Annotated in this window: 11 protein-coding genes; 6 read left to right on the top strand and 5 right to left on the bottom strand. The window is 67.1% G+C overall.

The window, feature by feature from the left end:
• Nucleotides 1-69: 69 nt before the first annotated feature.
• Nucleotides 70-762, bottom strand: a complete 693-nt coding sequence (locus WFL22_RS00495) for a metal-dependent transcriptional regulator (RefSeq protein WP_336991010.1) — start codon at nt 760-762, stop codon at nt 70-72.
• Between the two features lie 159 nt (nt 763-921).
• Between WFL22_RS00495 and serC the strand changes: the two genes are divergently transcribed.
• On the top strand, nt 922-2,040 hold the full coding sequence (serC, locus tag WFL22_RS00490) for a phosphoserine transaminase (protein ID WP_336991009.1): 1,119 nt from the start codon (nt 922-924) through the stop codon (nt 2,038-2,040).
• A gap of 105 nt (nt 2,041-2,145) precedes the next feature.
• Here the strand turns inward: serC and WFL22_RS00485 are convergent, their stop codons facing one another.
• Nucleotides 2,146-2,778, bottom strand: coding sequence for a DUF3027 domain-containing protein (locus WFL22_RS00485; protein ID WP_336652712.1), 633 nt, complete (start codon nt 2,776-2,778; stop codon nt 2,146-2,148).
• Nucleotides 2,771-3,148 carry a cold-shock protein gene (locus WFL22_RS00480; RefSeq protein WP_336652713.1) on the bottom strand — a complete coding sequence of 126 codons (378 nt, stop codon included), beginning with the start codon at nt 3,146-3,148 and terminating at the stop codon, nt 2,771-2,773. Before WFL22_RS00480 ends, WFL22_RS00485 begins: the two co-directional genes overlap by 8 nt.
• A gap of 132 nt (nt 3,149-3,280) precedes the next feature.
• On the opposite strand from WFL22_RS00480, the gene WFL22_RS00475 reads away from it, so the two are divergent.
• The 5 genes from WFL22_RS00475 to WFL22_RS00455 all read left to right on the top strand — a co-directional run bounded on the left by WFL22_RS00475 (nt 3,281) and on the right by WFL22_RS00455 (nt 9,511).
• Nucleotides 3,281-3,547, top strand: a complete 267-nt coding sequence (locus tag WFL22_RS00475; protein WP_336652714.1) for a hypothetical protein — start codon at nt 3,281-3,283, stop codon at nt 3,545-3,547.
• Between the two features lie 14 nt (nt 3,548-3,561).
• The gene (locus WFL22_RS00470; protein WP_336991008.1) at nt 3,562-5,457 is read left to right on the top strand and encodes a helicase-associated domain-containing protein; all 1,896 of its coding nucleotides are present in this window, start codon (nt 3,562-3,564) and stop codon (nt 5,455-5,457) included.
• A 121-nt stretch (nt 5,458-5,578) separates the two neighbouring features.
• A complete protein-coding gene (locus WFL22_RS00465; RefSeq protein WP_336652716.1) occupies nt 5,579-7,213 on the top strand; it encodes a DNA repair helicase XPB in 1,635 nt (544 codons plus the stop codon).
• A gap of 146 nt (nt 7,214-7,359) precedes the next feature.
• Nucleotides 7,360-8,061: a response regulator transcription factor gene (locus tag WFL22_RS00460; protein WP_336652717.1), complete on the top strand. Its 702-nt coding sequence runs from the start codon at nt 7,360-7,362 to the stop codon at nt 8,059-8,061.
• 1 nt (nt 8,062) lies between these two features.
• On the top strand, nt 8,063-9,511 hold the full coding sequence (locus WFL22_RS00455; protein WP_336991006.1) for a sensor histidine kinase: 1,449 nt from the start codon (nt 8,063-8,065) through the stop codon (nt 9,509-9,511).
• A 23-nt stretch (nt 9,512-9,534) separates the two neighbouring features.
• On the opposite strand, the gene WFL22_RS00450 is transcribed toward WFL22_RS00455, so the two are convergent.
• Nucleotides 9,535-11,793, bottom strand: coding sequence for an ATP-binding cassette domain-containing protein (locus WFL22_RS00450; RefSeq protein WP_336991005.1), 2,259 nt, complete (start codon nt 11,791-11,793; stop codon nt 9,535-9,537).
• Nucleotides 11,790-12,554 (bottom strand): FHA domain-containing protein, encoded by a 765-nt coding sequence (locus WFL22_RS00445; RefSeq protein ID WP_336991004.1) that lies wholly within the window; start codon nt 12,552-12,554, stop codon nt 11,790-11,792. The genes WFL22_RS00450 and WFL22_RS00445 overlap by 4 nt, the downstream gene beginning before the upstream one ends.
• Between the last annotated feature and the right edge of the window lie 54 nt (nt 12,555-12,608).

Below are 12,608 nucleotides of genomic sequence, written 5' to 3'. Positions count from 1 at the left end.
CTCCATTGCGAACAGGAGCGGTGCACTCCCGTCTGTTACCTGTGTCCGCCCGCTTACACGGGCACGCCTCTACACCGAGACGAAAATGTGGGCCGCGATCTCGAACGGCAGATCGATCGCCTCATCGGATGCATCGGCTTCGATGTGCACGATGTCTCCGCGGCGCGTGAACGTTGCCGAACGGCCGGGCACCACGCCCGCTGCCGCGAGCTGTTCGAGCAGCTCGGGGTCGACCTGCATGGGTTCGGCGAGGCGCTTGATGTTGGCGGTCACGGATCGGTCGTGCTCGACGAGCAGCTCGCCGAGCCCGGTGACACCTGTCTGGAACGAGCCGGTGCGCGTGCCGCCGAGCTCTTCGAGGCCGGGGATCGGATTGCCGTACGGTGACTCGGTGGGTCGACCGAGAATGTCGAGGAGTTTGCGTTCGACGCGCTCGCTCATCACGTGCTCCCAGCGGCAGGCCTCCTCGTGCACGTATTCCCACTCGAGCCCGATGACATCGGCGAGCAGCCGTTCGGCGAGGCGGTGCTTGCGCATGACGTGCACCGACTTCATGCGACCCTCGGCCGTCAATTCGAGTCGGCGATCATCAGTGACGATGACAAGACCGTCGCGCTCCATGCGTCCCACCGTTTGGGATACCGTCGGCCCGGAATGCCCGAGACGCTCTGAGATGCGCGCACGCAGCGGCACGATCCCCTCTTCCTCGAGCTCGAGGATGGTGCGGAGATACATCTCGGTCGTATCGATGAGATCAGTCATCGCCGTCCTCTCAGCACGTCGAAGTTGCTCCCACGGCGCCCGGCGCCGGGAATACCCAGCCTAGAGCATTGGGGGTGTCGGTTTCCGCGCTGCGAGCGAAGGCGCTGAGCTCGGGGGCCCGGTGCATGAGTGTCCGAGGCCGTCGATAAGATATGAGGCATGGCCGACATCACGATCCCCTCCGACCTTCTTCCCGCCGATGGCCGCTTCGGCTGCGGGCCTTCCAAGGTGCGCGACGAGCAGCTCAGCTTTCTCGCTTCGCTGCAGCCCGGGGTGCTCGGCACCTCGCACCGTCAGGCACCCGTGAAGGATCTGGTGGGCAGCGTTCGCTCGGGTCTCGCCGAGCTCTTCCGCGCCCCCGAGGGGTACGAGATTCTGCTCGCCAACGGCGGCGCAACGACGTTCTGGGATTCCGCAGTGCACTCGCTCATCGAGCGTCGGAGCCAGCACCTCACCTTCGGCGAGTTCGGTGCGAAGTTCGCGAAGGCCGCTGCTGCGACTCCGTTCCTCGATGAGCCCGATGTGCGCAGCGCAGATGCGGGCTCGCGCTCCCAGCTCGCGGCTGTCGAGGGCGTCGATGTCTACGCCTACCCCCACAACGAGACTTCCACGGGTGTGATGGCTCCGGTGCAGCGCGCGGCCGGGGATGCTGGGGCGCTCACCGTCGTCGACGCGACGAGCGGTGCCGGTGGCATCGACTTCGACGCGAAGGAGGTCGACGTCTACTACTTCTCCCCGCAGAAGAACTTTGCCTCGGATGGCGGCCTGTGGTTCGCACTCGTCTCGCCGGCAGCGATCGAGCGTATCGAGCGCGTCACCGCCTCGGGCCGCTACATTCCCGAGACCCTGAACCTGGCCGGTGCGATCGAGAACTCCCGCAAGAACCAGACGCTCAACACGCCGGCGCTCGCAACCCTCGGGCTCATGGATGAGCAGGTGCGGTGGATCAACGCGCAGGGCGGCCTTTCCTGGGCGGCGGATCGCACCCGCGAGTCGTCCCAGGTGCTCTACGACTGGGCCGAGCGCTCCGCGGTCGCCACGCCGTTCGTCGCAGACCCCGACCATCGCTCGCAGGTGGTCGTCACCATCGACTTCGACGAGTCCATCGACGCCGCCGCGATCTCGCAGGCGCTGCGCGCCAACGGCATCGTCGACACCGAGCCCTACCGCAAGCTCGGCCGCAACCAGTTGCGCGTCGCCACCTTCACCGCGATCGAGCCAGACGATGTGCGCAAGCTGACCGGCGCGATCGACTACGTGCTCGAGCGCCTCGGCTGACTCGCCCGGTGCTGGGCCGTCTTCGAGCGAGACGGCCCAGCACCGGCCCAACACACGCAAGAACCCTCCGATCACACGATCGGAGGGTTCTTGCGTTGGGGAGGGCTACTCCTCTTCTGAGCGGTCCCGCCCAGTCGAGACGTCACCATCGGCGTCATCCGCCTCGTCGTCGGCTTCATCGTCAGCGTCATCGGCGTCGTCGAACAGTTCGCTCTCGTCGACGTCGTCTTCGCGATCCTCGTCGAAGTCATCGTCGTCCGAATCGTCATCTTCCGAATCGTCTTCGATGTCGACCCCGTCGAGTTCATCGTCGAAGTCGCTGAAGTCGTTGTCGAGGATGTCGGATTCGGCGTCTTCGTCGTCGAGTTCAGCTGCGGCCTCTTCGGCGGCAGCAGCCTCTTCGGCGGCCTGCTTCGCCTGCGTCTCACGGTACTGCGCCAGTCGCACCGACCACGGCACCCACTCGGGCGCCACGACCGAACCCTCACTGGGCAGCAGTTCGACCTCGAGCACGTTCACCGGCGATTCTTCGTCGACGCGGGCAAGTGTGGCCGCCCAGCGCCAGCCGGGGTAACCGGCCAGGCTGCACTCGAAGAAGAGAGTGAGAACGTGGTCCTCGTGCACTTCGTGGCCGGCCTCGGCACCGATCGACCCCGGATCGGCGATCTCGGCAAGCGCCTCTCGCGCCTGCGCGCGAGCGGCAAGCAGCACCGGGTCTGCGGTCGCGGGCTCAGACATCGAAGTCATCCGCGACGTGACGCAGCACCGTGGCAACCTTGCGCGATTGGGCGCGCTCGGGGTACTGCCCGTTCTTGAGCCTGCCGCCGATCCCGTCGAGCATCTTCACCAGATCTTCGAGAATAATCGCGAGCTCATCAGCGGATTTGCGAGATCGCTTGGCGAGCCGCGGGGTCTCGAGCACGCGCACTGAGAGCGCCTGAGGCCCCTTGCGCCCATCGGCGACGCTGTACTCCAGCCGGGTGCCTGCCTGCACATCGGCACCGTCAGGGATCACCGACGCGTGCAGATACACCTGCGCTCCGTCATCCCCCTGGATGAACCCGAAGCCCTTCGCCTCGTCATAGAACCTGACCTTGCCGTTCGGCATGCCTCGTTCCTTTCCTGTCCGGCGGATCTTCCGCGCAATGAGGGCCGAGCGCCGAGCGCTCGCATACCCGACCAAGTCTATCCGTCAGAGCTTCGCGTCACACGCAGCGCTTCCCGCGATAAAATGGAGCGGATGTCCACAGAACCCAGCAATCCGTCGCTTCTCGAGCGCATTCTTGCGTATGCCTCGCTTTCCATCATCGCGGTGGCACTCTTGTCCTTCTTCGTCACGCTCATTGTGGGGATGAATGATCGCTACGCCATGGCCGAGGGGTTGTGGCCCTTCGTGTATGGGTTCTCGCTGTTCGGCCTGCCGGTCGGCTTCGTGCTATTGATCCTGCTGCTGATCCTGAGTCAGCGGCGTCGCCGCGCCGAGTTCCGGCGCGAGAACGAGCGCTGAGCGATACTCGCACGATGAGCGGCACCCTCGCGCTCGCCTCCGCCGTAGCGGGGATGGATCGCGCCGAGCTTGATCGGCTCGTGCGCAGCAGGCGCGTGCAGTCGCCGGCCGCGGTGCTCGATCCGATCGGTCTTGCAACCGAGCTGCTGCGGCCTGAATCAGTGGCGCGCACACTATCGAGGCTTGATCGGAGCAGCCTCGCCGCATTGTTGGATGCGGATCACGCTGCTCCGTCGACGCTCGACGCGCTTGCCGCGCTGGGGCTTTTCGGCCACGACGAACGCAGCAGCGAGGCTCAGCACGGTGACCGGGTGCCTCTGCCCGAGGTCGAAGCGGTGCTGCACGACGCGCTCGCGGCCGCGGGTATCGACCCCGCTGACGTGCAGCGCAGCGAGGATCGGATCTCGGGTTCGAATGTGGATCCCTCACTCGCATCAGATCCCGCCGTTTCCTGGTTCGCGACAGGGCTCACCGCTGTTGCGCAGGCGGCCGAATGCCTGCGTGTGCTCGGCGAACGCCCTGGGCGCCTCAATCGCAACGGCACAGTCGCCGTGGCGACGGTGCGCGCGCTTGCGGAGGCGACGCGCATCGACGCAGATCAGACGGCCCGCACACTGACTGCACTCGACAGGGCAGGGCTCATCAGCACCGTTGCTGCAGAGGCTGTGCTGGTTCCGTCAGCCGATTCGGTCGCGTGGCTGCTGAGCCCGTCCGCCCCACGCTGGCTCACCCTCGCAGAGGCCACGCTCGACGCGATGAGCCGAGAACTGCGCATCACGCTGCTGCACGGCGATCCTTCCGACCTCGCCGTTGCAGTCAACACGCTGTCGCATCGCTTCCCGCTGCTGCCAGACGCCGAGTTCGCGGCGGCGCGATCCTTCGCCCTCGACGCCGAGCATCTGGGGCTCACTGTGCGGGGCAGGCTCAGCGAGGCGGCTCGGCAGCTGCTCGCCGGAGATCTGGCGGCGGCGAGCGCGCACGTCGACCACGTCTTCCCACCCCCATCGCCGGGGGTCTATGTGCAACCCGACCTCAGCGTTGTCGTGCCCGGCCCGCTCTCCCCCGACGATGAGAGCGTGCTGGCCTCGCTCACCGCGCCCGAGCATGTGGGGGTGGCCTCCACCCGTCGCGTCACGGAGGCCTCCGTCTCAGCGGGCCTCGAGCGCGGGCTCTCAGCGCCAGAAGCACGCGCCGCCTTCGAGCGGCTCTCACTCACCGGGATTCCGCAACCGCTCGACTATCTGCTGAGCTCACTTGCCGAGCGCCTCGGCAACATCGTCGTCGAGGAGCACCACGGTGACGACTGCCGCACGCGGATCACCGTGGCCCGGCCAGAGCTCGCCGAGACGCTGCTCGTCGATCGCGCCCTGCAACACCTGCAGCTGCGACGCGCCGCCAGCACCAGCACCAGCACCAGCACCAGCACCAGCACCAGCACCAGCACCAGCACCACGCTCCTCTCCCGGCTGCGCATCGACCACGTGCTCGCCGCGCTCGCCGACGCCCGCTACCCTGCAACCGCCCGTCGACCCGCACCCTCGGACGGCGCTCCGGGATCCGCCGCCCCTGTCAACGCGGCGAGCGCAGCAACCGCAAGCACAACGCGCCCCCCGAGCAACCCCGGCACCGCACCGGATGCGCAAGCACACGATCTCCTCACGGCACTCGTCGACCGCGTGTTCACCGCGGCCCGCTCCGAACCGGGATCGGGCGACTTCACACGGCGGCTCGAACTTGCAATCAGAGACCGCAGCCCGGTGCGCGTCACAGCGGAGGCGCGCGGCGAAAGCCGCACCTTCACCCTGCTGCCCGTGTCGGTGAATGCCGGCAGGCTGCGGGCCAGCGACCAGGCCGCCGGTGTCGAACGCACCCTGCCGATCAACACGATCACCGCCGTCGACCCCGTCTGACACGCGCCCCGCAGCTCACCTGCACCGCGCTGCAGGATCCGCGCAGAACACCCTCCCGCGACCACCGCAGACACCATCCACAGGGGCAGATCCACATCAGAGCGGCGTAGACTCGATAGCTATGACTCTCGGGCCCCTCATCGTGCAGAGCGACCACACCGTGCTCCTGGAGGTCGCGCACCCCGACGCAGAAGACGCCAGGCACGAGCTCGCCGTGTTCGCCGAGCTGGAGCGCGCTCCCGAGCACATCCACACCTACCGAGTCACCAGGCTTGGCCTCTGGAACGCCCGCGCAGCCGGGCACACCTCTGAAGAAATTCTCGGCACACTAAACCGCTACGCCAAGTTCCCCGTGCCCACCGGCGTCGCAAGCGACATCGAAGACACCATGCGCCGCTACGGCCGCCTCACCATCGAACGCGACGCCGATGGCGCACTGGTGCTGCGCTCAGACGACCCCGCGATCCTCCGCGAAGTCACCAGCGCGAAAAAGATCGCACCGCTGCTCGGCAACCGCATCGACGAGCGCAGCTACCCGCTGGAGCCGTGGGCGCGCGGCGAGCTGAAGCAGCAGCTCGTGGTGCGCGGCTGGCCCGCAGAAGACCTCGCCGGCTACACCCCCGGCGAGCCCTACGCCATCGACCTCGAACAGCAGGGCTGGCAACTGCGCGACTACCAGGCGAAGGCCGTGGACGCTTTCCAGCGCGGCGGCTCCGGCGTGGTGGTGCTGCCCTGCGGGGCAGGCAAGACGATCGTGGGTGCGGCGGCAATGGCCGCCGTCGGCGCGAAGACGCTGATCCTCGTTACCAACGCGGTCTCAGCCCGCCAGTGGCGCGACGAACTGATCCGACGCACGAACCTCTCCGAGGACGAGATCGGCGAATACTCGGGCCAGGTGAAGGAGATCAAGCCCGTCACCATCGCCACCTACCAGATCCTCACCAGCCGCCGGAAGGGCGAGTACCAGCACCTCTCGCTGCTCGACGCCGAAGACTGGGGCGTGATCGTCTACGACGAGGTGCACCTGCTGCCCGCGCCAGTCTTCAAGCTCACCGCCGACCTCCAAGCGCGGCGCCGCCTCGGCCTCACCGCGACCCTCGTGCGCGAAGACGGCCGCGAAGGCGACGTGTTCAGCCTCATCGGACCGAAGCGCTACGACGCGGCCTGGAAAGACATCGAGGCTCAGGGCTTCATCGCCCCAGCAGCCTGCTTCGAGGTGCGGGTGCAGCTGCCGGAGTCGGAACGCATGGACTACGCGGTCGCCGAAGATCAAGACCGGTACCGCATCTCATCATCGACGCCTGAGAAGCAGCGGATCGCGCGGCGCATCATCGAGAAGCACCCAGATGAGCAGGTGCTCGTTATCGGCCAGTACATCGACCAGCTCGAAGCGATGTCCGATGCGCTCGGCGCCCCGCTCATCACCGGTCAGACCCCCGTCGACGAGCGCGAGCGCCTGTTCCAGGCGTTCCGCAGCGGCGAGGAGCGCATTCTGGTGGTCTCCAAGGTTGCGAATTTCTCGGTGGATCTGCCAGACGCTTCGGTCGCCATTCAGATCTCCGGCTCCTTCGGATCGCGTCAGGAGGAGGCGCAGCGCCTAGGGCGCTTGCTGCGGCCCAAGCGGGAAGGCATCACTGCGTCGTTCTACACGCTGATCGCGCGCGACACCGTCGATCAGGATTTCGCTCAGAACCGGCAGCGCTTCCTCGCCGAGCAGGGCTACAGCTACACGATCCTCGACGCCCACGAGGTGTAGCGGGTGGTGGCTACGGCCCGTCGGCTTGCCCACAGCCAGCGCAGACCGCGCAGACAGCCCAGCTCCTCCGAGCAGCTCGGCGACACGCAACACGCAATCGCGCACACTGTCAGCCGCTTCATAGCAAACTTCCAGATACTGAAGTCATGACTACGCAGAACAAGGGACCCCGGATCCTTATCGTCGACGACGAGCCCAGCATCCGTGAGCTGCTCAGCACGAGCCTGCGATTCGCAGGTTTCGGCGTGCGCGCGGTTGCCAACGGCGCGCAGACCATCTCGGCGGTGCTCGAGGAAGAGCCAGACCTCATCATCCTCGACGTCATGCTGCCAGACATGAACGGCTTCAGCGTCACCAAGCGGCTGCGATCCGCTGGCTACACTGCACCGATCATCTTCCTCACCGCGAAGGATGACACCGAAGACAAGGTGGAGGGCCTCACCGTCGGCGGCGACGACTACGTGACCAAGCCGTTCAGCCTCGACGAGATCATCGCGCGCATCAAGGCCGTGCTACGCCGCACCATCCAGGAGGATGAGGACTCGGTGCTCGCCGTCGGCCCGATCACGATGGATCAGGACACCCACGAGGTGTCTGTCGACAACACCCCTGTCGAGCTCTCCCCCACCGAGTTCAAGCTGCTGCGCTACCTCATGCAGAACGCGAACCGCGTGCTCTCGAAGGCGCAGATCCTCGACCACGTGTGGGAGTACGACTTCAACGGCGACGCCGGCATCGTCGAGTCGTACATCTCGTACCTGCGCCGCAAGCTCGATCCGCTCACCGAGGAATCGCTGATCCAGACCAAGCGCGGCTTCGGATACATGCTGAAGACCGAGACCAAGTAGGGTGGCTCGCCTCGCCGACCGCTGGGCCGATGTCTCGCTGCGCGCGAAGATCACCGGCGTCACGGTGTTCATCCTCTTTCTGGGGCTCATCGTGGCCGGCGTTGGCACCCTCTCGGTGCTGCGGCCTATGCTCGCACTGAATCAGACGAACACGCTCATTCAGCTGCGCAGCAACCCAGCCGACGCGCTCGCGCAGGGTGCTGACATCAACAACCTCACCCGCAACGATATCCTCTACGCGGATCGCCTGTACTACGTCGCGCTGCTGGGCTCTGACGGCACCCTGCAGTACGACAACGCCAGGGGCGAGGGCACCTCGTCGACCCCGCAGGTGCCCGAACCCGACGCGATCAACCGCGAGGGCTTCACCCCACTGTCGAGCCCCGACGGCACGGAGTGGCGCGCTATCGCGCTGCCCATCGCCGAGAACGGTCAGATCCGCGGCACCCTGCTCATCGCGGCATCGAGCGGCTTCATCAATCAGGTGCTCGCGCAGTACGTGGTGATCTTCACAGCCTTCGGCATCGCGGTGATCCTGCTGGGTGCGGCGCTCACCCGCCTGCTCGTGACCGCCACGTTCCTGCCGCTCGCCGAGGTCGAGCAGACCGCGCTTGAGATCTCGCGCGGCGACTACTCGAAACGCATCATGGTGTCGAGCCCGCACACCGAGGTGGGACACCTCGGCGAATCGCTTAACGTGATGCTCGACCGCCTCGACGGATCGCTCGAAGATCAGGCTCGCACCATCGAACGCATGCGCCGCTTCATCGGTGACGCCAGCCACGAACTGCGCACCCCCCTCGTGTCGGTGCGCGGCTACGCCGAGCTGTACCGCATGGGCGCCCTGCAGAACGACGAGCAGGTGGGTCAGGCCATGGAGCGCATCGAAAAGGAAGCGATCCGCATGACCTCGCTCGTCGAGGATCTGCTGGCGCTCGCCCGGCTCGACGAACGCCGCTCGCTCGAACTCGCCCCGCTTGCGCTCGGCAGACTCGCACACGATGCCGCGCTCGATGCGCGCGCCCAGGCCCCCGACAGGGAAGTCAGCGTGGTCGAAGACCCCACTGACCCGCAGGTGCTCGGTGACGAGCACAAAGTGCGCCAGCTCATGACCAACCTCATCGGCAACGCGATGCGGCACACTCCCGAGGGCAGCCCGATCGAGATCGTGGTCTCGGCGGTGCCGCCGCAGGAAGGCAAGCCGGCCATGTCGCGCTTCGACATCGTCGACCACGGCGAGGGCATCCCCGAGCAGATCCGCGATCGCATCTTCGGCCGTTTCTGGCGGGCGGACACCTCCCGCAACCGTGAGACGGGCGGATCGGGCCTCGGTCTCGCCATCGTGAAGTCGATTGTCGACGCCCACGGGGGCAGCGTCAAGGTGCACGAAACCCCCGGCGGCGGCGCGACGTTCCGCGTCGAGCTGCCCGCACCCGGCACCGACTCCTGAGGGCGGCAGCGCTCCCGCAACCGCTATGCGGCGCGGGAGCGCGTGCGCGACCAGGCGCCCGCAATGCACAGCGCTGCGAGCGCCGCGACCACCAGTGCGCCACCCCACCAACGCGCCGCACCCTGCTCCCACATCGTGTCGGGCTCGGTCAGCGAGCCCGCAACCGCGGCACGCTCGACCTCATCAGCAATGACGAGCAGGCCATGCAGATCGATGCTGTTCGCACCCAGCGCCAGCGTCCAGCGCGTGGGCACCCCCATCGACGCAGCGTTCAACACCGCGCTGTCGACCAGCGGGATGAGACCACCGTTGAGCACCATCTGCGCCATCAGCACCACGATCAGCACCGGCATCACCTGGTTCTGCGAGTTGACGAGCGCTGACAGCAACAAGCCCATACACGCGCCCACGATGATCGTCGCGGCTAGGGCCATTCCGAGCTCGACACGCGCGCCCAGCCCGATCACCCCATCACCCGTGGGTGGATCCGCAATCACCCCCGACACCCCACAGATCACCGCGGCACCAAAGAACGCAAGGGCCGAGAAGACCAGCAGCTTCGAGCCGAGATACGCCGAGGTGCTGAGCCCCACCGCGCGCTCCCGCTCATAGATGCTGCGCTCACCAACGAGATCGCGAATACTCATCGAGATCCCCATGAACACGGCACCAATCATGAGCAGCGTGAGGATCATCTGCGGCTCTTGCGCGTTCTTCGCCTGCTGCACCTGGGTGAGCCCGGTTTCGCCGGGCACCACGATCGGCAGCAACCCCACGAACAACGGGAGGGCGAGCAGGAAGAGCGTGTAGCCGCGATCCGCGACCATCAGCGCGAGCTGACGCTGCACGAGGGTAGCGAGCTGCGCCCCGCGCGAGGTGGCCCGAGACGCACGCTCGGCTGTCGGCAGCTTCTTCGGCACTGACGGGCCGGCCGGTGCGGAGATGCGCTGCGCGGTCTCCGTCGCGGCCCAGCGGGCCGCACAGCCTTCCGGGTCGGCCGCAAGACGCTCGAAGATCTGCGACCAGTCATCGGTGCCGAAGAATGCCAGGGCGTCGCTTTCTGGGCCGATGAACGCGGGAGCACCGCCGGGCACCAGCACCACCACCTGGTCGCAGAGCGCGAGACAGGCCACCGAATGGGTGATGGTGACGACGGTTCTGCCGCCATCTGCCAGCGAACGAAACTCCTCCATCAGCTGACGGTCAAGAGCCGGATCGAGGCCCGATGTCGGCTCGTCAAGCAACAGGAAGGCCGGCTCTGTCAGCAGCTCCAGCGCAACCGACGCTCGCTTGCGCTGACCGCCGGAGAGGCTTGAAATGCGCGTGCCGACATGCGCTTCGAGGTCGAGCTGCGCGAGCGCGTGCTGCACGCGGGCCTCCCGCTCTGCAGGGCTGACGCCATCGCCGAGCCGCAGCTTCGCAGCGAAGCGGAGGGCGCGGATCAGCGTCAGCTGGCCGTGGATCACGTCTTCCTGCGGCACCATACCGATCATTGGCTTCGCGCGGTCATTGTCTTCATGCACGGTGATGCCGTCGAACGACACCGTGCCCTCGCTCGCCTGGCGTAGCCCGGTCACCGTGCGCGCAAAGGTCGACTTTCCGGCGCCCGACGGCCCCACCACGGCGGTGAGGGTGCCCCGCGGCGCGTCGAGGGAGATATCCCGCAGCAGGGGCCTGCCGTTCGCCAGCCGAAAGCCCAGGCCGCGGATGCGCAGCCCCTCCCCCTGCACGACAGGCCGTGTCAGTGCCTCGGCGGCAGGCCTGTGGGTGACAGATATCGGGGCGGCGGCATGCGACGGGTCTCCCAGGAGGTGCTGGGCCCCCACCGGGTGCGGGGCTCTGGCAGGAGCGCCTCCGTACTGGTGTTGCGGCTCTGCGCTCGCGGGCTGGGCATCGAAGAGCGGCGGCGGGTCGAGCTGTCGAAGCGCGGCGCCGAACATGTCTCGTGTGATCGGAGCGCGAGTCGGCGTGGCTGCGGGGACGAGCCTGATGAGCGGGCCGGTTCGCGGATCGCCGAGGCGCAGCTCGGTGGGGGCCATGATGGCCTCACGCGCGATTCGCTCCTCACCGATGTAACTGCCGTTGCTCGAACCGAGATCTTCGACGAACCAGCCCTGCTTGTAGCCGATGACCAGGTGCCGACGCGACACGATCGGGGTGTCGAGGCGGAGGTCGGGATGCCCTGACCTGCCGACCACGAAGAATGTGCCGGGCAGCACCGTATGCCGTGTTCCGTCGCTGATGACTTCCAGCCTCGGCGAGAGCACCGCACCGCCGGTCATCGGCCCACCTGCCGAAACACCAGCGTCACCCCGCCGAGCATGATGCGCTGCGGAAGCAGGTAGGGGGTTCCCGGTGCCGCCAAGGGCGCCGAGGCATCGGAACCGAGGCAGGTGCCGTTCGTGGAGCCCAGATCGGTAATCCACCAGCGGCTGCCGTCGAACTCGAGCAGCGCGTGCATCAGCGAAATCATGCGGCTCGGGTCGACGATCTTCACGAGCTGCTCCACGCTGCCGCGTGTGGTGCGGGGGCGCCGGCCGAGGATCACGCGGCGGGCGAGGAGCTTGGCTGCGGTGCCGTCTGGGAGGAACAGTTCGACGCCGCTCTCGCCCGGGGTGACCGGTGTAGCCGGCCCATCGGCGGGAGACGCAAGTGGCGCAGCGCCGGCAGGAGCCACGGGCCGCGGCCAGCCACCGCCCGGGATCGTGGTCATCTCGGCGTCGGTGTCGGGGTGCCCTTCGCTCACCAGTGCGTCTCGCAGCCGGTGCAGCATGTCATAGAAGCGGATCGCCTGCACCGGAAGCTCGGCACCTGCCGCAAGCTTCGCATCGGATCGCGCAAGGAAGCTCTCGACCATCCGCACCCGAAGTTCGTTGTCGCATCTCTGCCAGATATAGCGCCGAAGCGCTTCATCGGCCGACGGGTGCTCGGCGACGTCGAAGGCCAGCGACGCATCGGCGGTAAGAGCCTGCTGCAACTGCGGGAGGGTGGATCCCGGGTGGAGTTGGGGCCTGTGCGAGCCGCTCAGGGCGAACTGCGACATACTCGGAAGTTCCTCCACGGGCGCTGGGATGACTCCTGCGATTCTAACAGCTCA

Origin of the sequence: Leucobacter sp. VD1, from assembly GCF_037150695.1 — a bacterium.
GTDB lineage: Bacteria > Actinomycetota > Actinomycetes > Actinomycetales > Microbacteriaceae > Leucobacter.
The sequence above is the reverse complement of the archived record's forward strand: the minus strand, read 5'-3'. Positions and strand labels throughout refer to the sequence as shown.

What these genes read in the sequence shown, in the direction of transcription:
- WFL22_RS00485 (WP_336652712.1), bottom strand. Translation starts at nt 2,778, where the DNA reads ATGTCTGAGCCCGCGACCGCAGACCCGGTGCTGCTTGCCGCTCGCGCG.
- WFL22_RS00480 (WP_336652713.1), bottom strand. Translation starts at nt 3,148, where the DNA reads ATGCCGAACGGCAAGGTCAGGTTCTATGACGAGGCGAAGGGCTTCGGG.
- WFL22_RS00495 (WP_336991010.1), bottom strand. Translation starts at nt 762, where the DNA reads ATGACTGATCTCATCGATACGACCGAGATGTATCTCCGCACCATCCTC.
- WFL22_RS00460 (WP_336652717.1), top strand. Translation starts at nt 7,360, where the DNA reads ATGACTACGCAGAACAAGGGACCCCGGATCCTTATCGTCGACGACGAG.
- WFL22_RS00445 (WP_336991004.1), bottom strand. Translation starts at nt 12,554, where the DNA reads ATGTCGCAGTTCGCCCTGAGCGGCTCGCACAGGCCCCAACTCCACCCG.
- serC (WP_336991009.1), top strand. Translation starts at nt 922, where the DNA reads ATGGCCGACATCACGATCCCCTCCGACCTTCTTCCCGCCGATGGCCGC.
- WFL22_RS00450 (WP_336991005.1), bottom strand. Translation starts at nt 11,793, where the DNA reads ATGACCGGCGGTGCGGTGCTCTCGCCGAGGCTGGAAGTCATCAGCGAC.
- WFL22_RS00470 (WP_336991008.1), top strand. Translation starts at nt 3,562, where the DNA reads ATGAGCGGCACCCTCGCGCTCGCCTCCGCCGTAGCGGGGATGGATCGC.
- WFL22_RS00475 (WP_336652714.1), top strand. Translation starts at nt 3,281, where the DNA reads ATGTCCACAGAACCCAGCAATCCGTCGCTTCTCGAGCGCATTCTTGCG.
- WFL22_RS00465 (WP_336652716.1), top strand. Translation starts at nt 5,579, where the DNA reads ATGACTCTCGGGCCCCTCATCGTGCAGAGCGACCACACCGTGCTCCTG.